Source organism: Arcicella sp., from assembly GCF_964672035.1.
In genome coordinates this window covers 1-9,963 of the sequence record NZ_CBABQS010000116.1, presented here as the reverse complement: position 1 = coordinate 9,963, position 9,963 = coordinate 1, and the positions used below count along the sequence as shown (strand labels likewise).

At 37.0% G+C, this 9,963-nt stretch carries 9 protein-coding genes; 7 read left to right on the top strand and 2 right to left on the bottom strand.

Annotated features, from left to right (window positions below):
- A partial coding sequence (locus tag AC1W31_RS19435; RefSeq protein WP_481736158.1) for an NUDIX hydrolase occupies positions 1-219 on the top strand: 219 nt, incomplete at its 5' end.
- 10 nt (positions 220-229) lie between these two features.
- Here AC1W31_RS19435 and AC1W31_RS19430 read toward each other — a convergent pair.
- The gene (locus AC1W31_RS19430; RefSeq protein WP_481736157.1) at positions 230-1,600 is read right to left on the bottom strand and encodes an ethanolamine ammonia-lyase subunit EutB; all 1,371 of its coding nucleotides are present in this window, start codon (positions 1,598-1,600) and stop codon (positions 230-232) included.
- 112 nt (positions 1,601-1,712) lie between these two features.
- On the opposite strand from AC1W31_RS19430, the gene AC1W31_RS19425 reads away from it, so the two are divergent.
- From AC1W31_RS19425 to AC1W31_RS19400, 6 genes are all read left to right on the top strand, one after another.
- Positions 1,713-2,246 carry a hypothetical protein gene (locus tag AC1W31_RS19425; protein WP_481736156.1) on the top strand — a complete coding sequence of 178 codons (534 nt, stop codon included), beginning with the start codon at positions 1,713-1,715 and terminating at the stop codon, positions 2,244-2,246.
- A 194-nt stretch (positions 2,247-2,440) separates the two neighbouring features.
- Complete coding sequence (locus tag AC1W31_RS19420) at positions 2,441-4,615, top strand: TonB-dependent receptor (RefSeq protein ID WP_481736155.1); 2,175 nt, start codon at positions 2,441-2,443, stop codon at positions 4,613-4,615.
- A 362-nt stretch (positions 4,616-4,977) separates the two neighbouring features.
- The gene (locus AC1W31_RS19415) at positions 4,978-5,235 is read left to right on the top strand and encodes an autorepressor SdpR family transcription factor (RefSeq protein WP_481736154.1); all 258 of its coding nucleotides are present in this window, start codon (positions 4,978-4,980) and stop codon (positions 5,233-5,235) included.
- Between the two features lie 40 nt (positions 5,236-5,275).
- Positions 5,276-5,935 carry an SdpI family protein gene (locus AC1W31_RS19410; RefSeq protein WP_481736153.1) on the top strand — a complete coding sequence of 220 codons (660 nt, stop codon included), beginning with the start codon at positions 5,276-5,278 and terminating at the stop codon, positions 5,933-5,935.
- Between the two features lie 177 nt (positions 5,936-6,112).
- A complete protein-coding gene (locus AC1W31_RS19405; protein WP_481736152.1) occupies positions 6,113-8,923 on the top strand; it encodes a M16 family metallopeptidase in 2,811 nt (936 codons plus the stop codon).
- A gap of 107 nt (positions 8,924-9,030) precedes the next feature.
- Positions 9,031-9,570 (top strand): SRPBCC family protein, encoded by a 540-nt coding sequence (locus AC1W31_RS19400; RefSeq protein WP_481736151.1) that lies wholly within the window; start codon positions 9,031-9,033, stop codon positions 9,568-9,570.
- 69 nt (positions 9,571-9,639) lie between these two features.
- Here AC1W31_RS19400 and AC1W31_RS19395 read toward each other — a convergent pair.
- The coding region (locus tag AC1W31_RS19395) for a tryptophan synthase subunit alpha (RefSeq protein WP_481736150.1) at positions 9,640-9,963 on the bottom strand (324 nt) is incomplete at its 5' end.

The following is a 9,963-nucleotide window of genomic DNA, read 5'->3' as shown; positions in this document are numbered from 1 at the left end:
GTGGAATTTGTGGGCTTATACGAATTTCACCGCATGAACCAACTCATTATTGCCTATCATGTACGAGCCAAAGGCGAGATAAAACTTAGCGAAGAATTAATTGATTACAAACGTCAGAAAGACCACGAAATCCGCCCGTGGGCATTGGGAACAGGAAAAGCAGTACAAGAATGGCAAGCGAAAAGAGGAATTTTTAATGAGGTAATTTCGTTTAAATAATCACAAAATTTCAAAACTCCATCGCTTCAATCAACTTAATATTGCCCGTGGTTAAGTGCATTTTTTCGTCAAAAATATTCATTTTCAATAACCATTCTTCAAATTCTGGAGCGGGTCTTTTGCCGAGTAAGTGCCTGATATACAGCGCATCATGAAAAGAAGTGCTTTGATAATGTAACATCACATCGTCTGCCCCAGGCACACCCATGATAAAGTTGCAACCTGCTGTGCCTAAGAGGGTTAGAAGCGTATCCATATCGTCTTGGTCGGCCTCGGCGTGGTTGGTATAACACACGTCCACGCCCATTGGAAGCCCCAATAATTTACCGCAAAAATGGTCTTCTAAACCCGCCCGAATGATTTGTTTTCCATCGTATAAATATTCAGGACCGATAAATCCTACGACCGTATTGACCAAAAGCGGATTAAAATGTCTTGCCACAGCGTAGGCACGGGTTTCGCAAGTTTGCTGGTCGAGTCCATGGTGAGCATTTGCTGAAAGTGAGCTTCCTTGACCCGTCTCAAAATACATCAAATTATTGCCAACCGTTCCTCGATTGAGTGAAAGTCCCGCTTCGTAGCCTTCTCTTAAAATATTCAAATTAATGCCAAAAGACGTATTAGTTGCCTCCGTTCCGCCAATGGATTGAAAAACTAAATCCACGGGGGCGTTGCGTTCAATCGCTTTTATGATGGTGGTAATATGACTCAAAATGCAAGATTGCATCGGAATATCAAACTTTTGTCGGACAGCATCAAGCATTTCTAAGAGTCGAATTACCGTTGGAACATTGTCAGTAGCAGGATTTATGCCAATAACTGCATCGCCATTTCCGTAGAATAATCCATCAATCATACTGGCGGCAATTCCTCTGAAATCGTCCGTTGGATGATTGGGTTGCAAACGAGTGGAGAAACGCCCTTGCTGTCCAATCGTCGTTCTAAATTTGGTAATTACTTCGCATTTTGAAGCAACGGTGATCAAATCTTGCACTCGCATAATTTTGCTTACCGCCGCCACCATTTCGGGCGTAAGTCCTTTTTGTAAATTGTTCAGTATCTGTTTATCAGTAGTTTCCTGCAAAAGATAATCCCTAAAATCTCCTACGGTTAGGTGACTGACAGGGGCAAAAGCCTGTGCATCGTGCGAATCGATGATGAGCCGAGTTACTTCGTCTTTTTCGTAAGGAATTAAATGTTCTGTCAAGAAAGTTTTCAAAGGAATATCCGCCAAAGCCATTTGGGCGGCTACTCTTTCCTGAGCAGATTTTGCCGAAACACCCGCCAACTCATCTCCCGACCGCCGAGGAGTTGCCTTCGCCATCAAAGTTTTGAGGTCGGGGAAATTATAGATTATATTTTTAATCGTTTGTTGGTACATTTTTGGAAAGAGTTATATTAGTAAAATGACTCATAATCATGTTTAAACCACAATAGCATCTGAAATTTCGGCAAATATTTCCTTAATTTGTAATAAAATCATCAACGAGATTGTGAAGACACTTTTATCACTCACATTATTCCTTGCTTTACTACTCAAAATGGGTGGCTTTTATGCCATTTTAAGTTTTGAAAGAGAAGAAATAAGAGAAAAAGTGGAACAAAAATTAATTAAATCATTAAATAAATCTGAACTAATTTGTATTGTCGCTAATGCTGAAAATTTACCCAAAATAACGTGGGAACTTCCCGCAAAAGAATTTAGATTTGAAGGTGATTTATACGATATTGCCTATTGTGAGACTGTTTTAGGCATAAATTATTATTATTGTTTAAGTGATAAAGACGAAGCTAAATTAGAACTCAAATTCAATCAACTGCTTAATAATCAAACGGATAAGATGCCGCTTGGCGATAATGCCAAACTCATTTTGTATTTATTGGTACAACCCTTAATTGTGCAGCAAAATCCTTCATTTTATTTTAATTACTTTTCTGCTAAAAAAACTCTCATTGTTATCCATTCAACCATCTTTTATACTTCAGACTTTGTTTCTAAACTGAAACAACCTCCCCAATTGGCTTAGATTTTATAATTTTTTGGCATTTTTGATGTAGAGTCGTATCGCATACGTCTGTGCATGATGAAATGGGCGTATGCGATACGCCCCTACATTTCGTTGGTTTTAAAAATCTGTCAGCCGTTAATTTTCTATTTCCAATACTTAAATAAAAGGCATTTTGCTTCATCACAATTGTCTTCCATTTTTAAAATTATATCATGAAAAAAATATTTATACTATCCATTTTTATGCTGGTATCGGGGCATTCATTTGCCCAAACAACGACGAAAGAACTTGAAGAAGTTATCGTGAAAGAAAAGCGTAAAACTGCCAAAGAAAGAGGCGAATTCAAACGCCATGCACAGTCGGTAGAAGCAATTACTGAAGAAGAAATGAATCGTAATAACCCTGCTTTTATTGAGCAAAGTTTAGGTACAATGGCGGGTGTACAAGTAGATAAACGTACACAATTGGGCGGACAAAGACTGGTGATTCGGGGTTATGGAAATGACCAAAAATTTAATAACTGGGGCATAAAATCCTATTATAATGGGGTACCAATTACTACGGCGGAGGGCGTTACAGTTTTAGATGATATTGATTTTGCTAACGTAAATAATATCGAAGTCGTGAAAGGTCCAGCCGCAACCATGTACGGTGGTGGCGTTGGTGGTGTGGCTCGTTTCTACATGAAATCATCGGAAGATAAAGGCGTTTCTTTAACCGAGAAATTATCGTTTGGCTCGTTCGGATTATTCCAGTCAAATACTCGTTTGGACATCGTAAATGACAGTTCAGCCATTGCGTTGAGTTACGGACATTTACAGTCGGATGGATACCGTCCCAGAGGAAGTAGTCTTAAAAACTTTTTGACATTTTTCGGAGAATTTAAACTCAATAAAAAGCAAGCTGTCACGGCATTTATGAGTCATAATTACTCCTTAGAAGGCGTTTCAGGTCAAATTTCTTATGCTGATTACTACGCAGGAATTGACAATGGAAACTCGGCTTATGCCAAGAAAAATGCCAGAAATGAAATTCAAACTACTCGCTTTGCCTTAACCCACCGTTATGCTTTCTCGAAAAAATTTGATAACTCTACTACCGCTTTTTACTCGAATCAGGATTTCGTTAGGGTTGCAGCGGGAGCTTCCGAGAATAGTTTAAATCCTAATTTTGGACTTAGATCAGTGTTTAATTTTAAGGCGAATTTTACGGATAAGGTATTGAATGAATTAAGCGCAGGAACTGAATTACAACAATCAAGATCGTTGATTTCAAATTACCGTTTTCTTGGAACGGACGATGCCAACCCTTTAAAAGTACAAGATATTTCAAAAGGTTCGTATTTCAAGTATGTCACGAATCAATACGCCGTATTTTTCCATAACCGAACCACTTTTGAAGCTCTTGATTTATCGCTGATTGTGGGTTTGAGTGCCAATCAGATTGATTATACCCGTTTAGATTTATTGGCAGGCCCAGGTTTATTGACAACGGCGAGTTATGGTAAAGATTTATCGTTCAGTAAAAGTTTTGCCACCTCTTTCAATCCGCACATTGCTTTGCAAAAAAACTTCAAGCAACAAATTGTCAATTTGAGTTATAGCGAAGGTTACAATGCGCCAACGGCTTCTACTTCTTTCATCGGAACACTCAATAAAGCCAATGATGATTTATTGCCTGAAAAAGCCAGAATGATTGATTTGGGGATTCAGGGCTTGTTATTCAAGAATAAATTAGACTATCAAATATCGCTTTTCAACATTGATATTACCAATAAACTTACCCAACTTTCGGGCGTAATTCCAACGGGAGGTACTTATACGTACTTTGCCAATACGGGAAATCAGACCAATCAAGGCTTAGAATTGAGTTTGGGATATTTGATGGTGGGTGGTGCAAAATCGTTCATCAAAAAAGTTGAGCCATTTTTGAATTATTCAAATTATAATTTCAAATACAGTGATTTCAAAACCAAATTTGGCAGTGATATTGTGGATTATACGAATAAAAAAGTGGTGGGAGTTCCCCAAACAAAATACACTTTGGGTTTAGACATCGTAACAAACATGGGACTTTATCTAAATAATACTTACAACGTAATGGGCGATGTTTATACCGATTTTGCCAATACCAACAACGTGAAAGGATTTGCTTTATTGAACAGTAAAATTGGTTACAAAATCTCAGGTAAAAAGATGGATTTTGACGTATATTTTGCAGGAAACAACCTTACCAACCAAATCAATTACACTTTCTTGTTTTTGGGAAATAACATCAATGACTCAGATGCAGGCAGTAATTATCCATCGGGCGTTGCTACTGATGTAAACCCTGGAGCGAGTAAAGCTTATTATTTTGGTGGCGTGAATGTTAAGTTTAAGTTTTAAGGAGTAGTTAGTACATTGTTTAGGGAAATGGCACAAATAAAAGTACAGTTTAACTTCCCGAAAGTTATTTCTACTTTCGAGAAGTTCCTTCAAGTCAAAAATGATATTTTTAAAATTACAATTTCCCTTAATAAATTTTCTAAATAATTTTACCCTAAAATGTTTGTAGAACTTCCCGAAAGTAGAAATAACTTTCGGGAAGTAAGAAACTTATTAAACAATGTAATTTATAAAAGTCGTTCTGCAAAGGACGACTTTTTGTTTTTTAAGGTATTTAGACAATTATCTAAATATTTTCTTCAAATCATTTGGAAGTTTAAAAAGATATTTAGACATTTGCCTAAATATCTTTTTAAAATAAAATGAACATACTTTTCAAAGCCCTAAACGACCATACCAGAAGGGAAATATTAGAAATGTTGAAAGAAGGCGACATGAATGCGGGCGATATTGCCGATAAATTCAACATGACTAAACCCAGTATTTCGCATCATTTGGATTTGCTAAAACAAGCAGATTTAGTCGTTGCCGTGAAGAAAGGGCAATTTGTAGAATATTCCCTCAATATGACCGTCATGGATGAAATCATGGCTTGGTTTGTACAGTTCAAAACGCAATAGATTTACTCATTATATTTTACCATTTTAAATCACAATAATCATGAAAACGAAGTTCTTAATCTCACTATTATTCCCATTTGTTCCACTTATTTTTGTTGGCTATCGCTGGAGTCAAATACCCGCAATTGTGCCACTCCATTTCGGTATAAACATGAATCCTGATCGGTTTGGCCCTAAATTAGAATTATTGTGGACAGTAATATTCTTAGGTTTTATCTCAATTTCACTCACTTTATTAATTAAGTATTTACCTAAAATAGACACAAAAAAGAACCTTGAAAATCAAAAAGGTATTTTGGAAAGTATAGGTTTGGGAATGAGTATTTTTATGGCAATTATTGGCTTTTTTATGGTTCAATCTGGTATTTCAGGGGGAGGGAAAGGCTCAATTATGGCTTACATACCCATGCTGATTTTATTTTTTATGGCTTTTTTAGGTAACTACATGATTAATATCAAACGCAACCATTTCATAGGATTAAGATTGCCTTGGACTATGAAAAGTGAGTCCGTTTGGAGGAAAACCCATCAATTTGCGGGAAAATTAATTTTTTATGGTAGTCTTGTTGGAATAGTTATTGTCTTTTTCATATCCGATTTAAAACTAAGAATGATTTTTACGGGTGTTTTACTAATCATAATTCTTGCGATTTCAACCTACTATTCTTACAAATTTCATAAAGAAGAAAGTACAATTTGACCGTTAAATATTCCCCAACGATAATTTATACTCTCTATCACCATTATTCTCCAAAAATAAGTATTACTTTGCGATTCATTAGTTCATTCTAATTTACACGTGTCTTTCCCCCGAAGACATGATAACTTAAAACATCGCCTCTGCCGGGGTCGGAAGCTATTTATTTTAATGAAAAAAATGACTACACTGGTCGCTACTTTGACGTTGGGAATTCTTTCCAACTTTGCGACAATGGCTCAAGAAGATTTGAGCAAAAAACTTCTCCCAATGGACTCACGGGTCAAAACGGGTGTCCTTCCTAATGGTTTGAAATATTATATTATGAAAAATGCGGAACCCAAAAATCGAGCTCAATTGCGATTGATGGTGAAAGCGGGTTCAATTCTGGAAACGGATGAACAACAGGGGCTTGCTCATTTTATGGAACACATGAATTTTAATGGAACCAAGCATTTTCCTAAAAATGAATTGGTAAATTTTCTTCAAAAATCGGGCGTTCGCTTCGGGGCGGATTTGAATGCATACACGGGTTTTGATGAAACGGTTTATATGTTGCCCGTTCCGACAGATTCTATCGAAGTTTTTAAAAAAGGAATGCAGATTTTGGAAGATTGGGCGCATAATGCTACCCTCGACCCTTCGGAGATTGATAAAGAAAGAGGCGTAGTATTAGAAGAATCTCGAACGGGTAAAGGAGCAACCGCAAGGATGAGGGATAAATTTTTCCCTATAATTTTGAATAATTCTCTTTACGCCAAACGTTTGCCAATCGGTAAAGATACTATCCTTAAAAGTTTCAAGTATGAAGTCTTAAATCAATTTTATAAAGACTTCTATCGTCCTGATTTAGAGGGAGTTGCCGTGGTTGGAGATATTGATGTGGACATGGTGGAGAAGATGATTATTGAGAAATTTGGGAGTATCCAAAATCCTGCCAATGAGAAAGAAAGAACCAAATTTACGATTCCTCTTACGGGTGGAACGGACATTGCCATCGTTACCGACCCTGAGCAACCATACACCATTATTCAGGTAATGTGCAAGCAACCTAAACGCAAAGATGTTACTTACCAAGACCGCCGTGATGGCATGGTTCGTTCGTTGTTCAATCAGATGTTATCGGCTCGAATTCAGGAACTTACGCAAAAAGCTGAACCGCCGTTTTTATTCGGAAATGCCAGTTATGGTGGATTTTTGGGTGGTGTTGGCAACCTTGATGCCTTCAATTCAATTGCCGTAGCAAAAAGTGGAAATGTTGAAAAAGCTTTAGTTGCCGTTCTCGAAGAGACCGAAAAAGCGAAGAAATTTGGGTTTACGGCTTCGGAATTGGGACGTGCCAAAACTGATTATATGGTTTCGCAAGAAAAATCATTTAAGGAAAAAGACAAAACTTCTTCCGAACAAATTGTGGGTGGTTTGGTGGGCGCATTTATCGAGGATGAAAACTTGACTTCACCTGATTTTAGTTTTGATTTTACTAAAAAATATTTGGAAGGAATAAAATTAGAAGAAGTAAATGCGTTGAGTAATACGTTAGTTATGACGGAAAATCGGGCGGTAATTTTGTTAGCTCCCGAAAAAGACAAAGCGACGTTACCAACCGAAACCCAACTTAGAGAATGGTTGAATACGGCGGGTAAAAATGTAACAGCTTATGTGGATAATACGATTAATAAGCCTTTGATTGCTAAACTACCAACGGGGTCAAAAGTAATTTTGACCAAAAAAATTCCAGAAATTGGGGTTACAGAATTGACTTTTGCCAATGGAGTAAGGGCTATTTTGAAACCAACGGATTTTAAAAATGACGAAATTTTGATTGGCGCTTATAGCAATGGAGGTACAAATTTATATTCGGATAAAGATGCTGATAATGCTGCTTTGTCATCAACGATTACTTCAATGGGTGGTTTGGGTGAATTTTCAGCCGTTAATTTGCAAAAAATGATGAGTGGAAAAGTCGCACAAATTTCGCCTTACGTTACCGAAACCTCTGAAAATATTAATGGTTCAACTAATCCGAAAGACTTAGAATTAGCTTTGCAATTGATATACAGCGATTTTACACAACCTCGTTTTGATACAGATGTTATCAAAGGTTTTGTGGCAAATGTGAGTAATTTCTTGGAAAGTCAGCAAAAAACTTTGACCCCTGAAAAGGTCTATAACGATACTTTGAGCATGATTTTGAGTAATTATGCCCCTCGAAATTTTCCTATGACGGCTGAACGTTTCAGTAAAATTGACCCCAAACGTGCCTTTGAAATTTACAAAGAACGTTACGCTGATGCCTCTGATTTTACATTTTTATTCGTAGGAAATTTCAAAAATGAGGAGATTAAACCTTTGTTAGAAAAATATTTAGGCGGTTTACCTTCCATCAAACGGAAAGAAACATTTAAGGATTTAGGAATTCGTGCGCCGAAAGGAAGAGTTGAAAAAACGCTTTACAAAGGCACCGAAGCCAAAGCTCGTGTAACAATGGTTTGGTCGGGAGATTATCTTGCTACGCCAGATAGTGAAACGCAAGTTGAAGCACTTTCGGAAGTGTTGGAAATCAAGTTGATTGAGAAATTGCGGGAAGAAGAATCGGGCGTGTATGGTGTGGGCGTGAGTGGTTCAGTTTCCAAGATTCCAGCCAAAAGATATTCTTTCAGAATTGCCTTTCAATGTGCGCCAGAGAATGTGGAAAAATTGGTAAACCGAACCATGACAGAAATCCAAAAAGTAAAAGATTCTGGTGCAGCGTCAAATGACATTGATAAGTTTAAAGCAGAGACAAAACGCCAGACTGAAACGCAATTACGGGAAAATGGTTTTTGGTTAGGCTATTTACAAGGTCAATACCAAGATAATGAAGACGTAAAAGAAGTATTGAAAGAAAATGAAATGCTGAAAAAAGTGACGGTAGAAAGCACCAAAATGGCAGCAAAAAAATACTTTTCTGAAAATATGATTAAGGTGATTCTATTGCCTGAGAAGAAGTAAAGTTAGTTATTTGAAGATTTTTATAGGGTTTATCACATCAAGGGCTAAACCCTATTTTTTTGTATATTTACTGAAAAATAATCCACTTTACCCCCAAAAACAAAATCATGAAAATCCTTAAAAAAATTTTAAAATTCATCGGAATCTTTATTGGTCTTGTGATGATAGCCGCCATCTTTGTTAAAAGAGAATATTCCGTTGAACGTGAAGTCGTTATCAATAAACCCAAACAACAGGTTTTCGAGTACGTAAAACGCTTGAAAAATCAGGATAATTATAGTAAATGGGCAACCATGGACCCAAAAATGAAGAAAGAATACACAGGAACGGATGGAACGGTGGGCTTTATCTCATCTTGGGATAGTGAAAATAAGCAATTGGGAAGAGGCGAACAAGAAATTAGTAAAATTACCGAAGGGGAAAGGATTGATTATCAATTGCGTTTTTTTGAACCAATGGCATCAGTATCCCCTGCCTATATGACCACTGAAAGCGTGTCTGATTCAACCACAAAAGTGAAGTGGGGCATGAGTGGCACAATGGCTTATCCAACCAATGTCGTGCTTATGTTCATGGATATTAGCGAAATTTTGGGTAGGGACTTAACCACTGGATTGACGGCTTTGAAGGTTGTTTTGGAGAAATAATCTTTATTATTTATTCATGGCATGGCTTAAGGGGAACGCCCAGTTTCATGCCATGAATTCTGAAAACATTTACCCATTTTTAACTTTACCCACAAATGCTTTAATATCTCCTTCCAAATCCTCAGAAGTACCCAATAATTTAATAAAGGCACTACCAATAATGGCTCCTGAAGCGTGTGATGTAGCTTTTTTGAAGGTTTCATTATCCGAAATTCCAAATCCAATCAATCTTGGATTTTTTAGATTCATGGCATTTACTCGCTCAAAATAAACTTCTTGATCATTTGAAATACCTGTTTTTGCCCCCGTTGTACTGGCCGATGAAACCATGTAAATAAATCCATCCGAAATTTCGTCAATATGTCGAATTCTGCTTTCTGTGGTTTGTGGCGT

Excerpts from the sequence above, each read along its gene's own strand:
- AC1W31_RS19430 (WP_481736157.1), bottom strand. The coding sequence starts at position 1,600 with ATGTACCAACAAACGATTAAAAATATAATCTATAATTTCCCCGACCTC.
- AC1W31_RS19420 (WP_481736155.1), top strand. The coding sequence starts at position 2,441 with ATGAAAAAAATATTTATACTATCCATTTTTATGCTGGTATCGGGGCAT.
- AC1W31_RS19415 (WP_481736154.1), top strand. The coding sequence starts at position 4,978 with ATGAACATACTTTTCAAAGCCCTAAACGACCATACCAGAAGGGAAATA.
- AC1W31_RS19410 (WP_481736153.1), top strand. The coding sequence starts at position 5,276 with ATGAAAACGAAGTTCTTAATCTCACTATTATTCCCATTTGTTCCACTT.
- AC1W31_RS19405 (WP_481736152.1), top strand. The coding sequence starts at position 6,113 with ATGACTACACTGGTCGCTACTTTGACGTTGGGAATTCTTTCCAACTTT.
- AC1W31_RS19400 (WP_481736151.1), top strand. The coding sequence starts at position 9,031 with ATGAAAATCCTTAAAAAAATTTTAAAATTCATCGGAATCTTTATTGGT.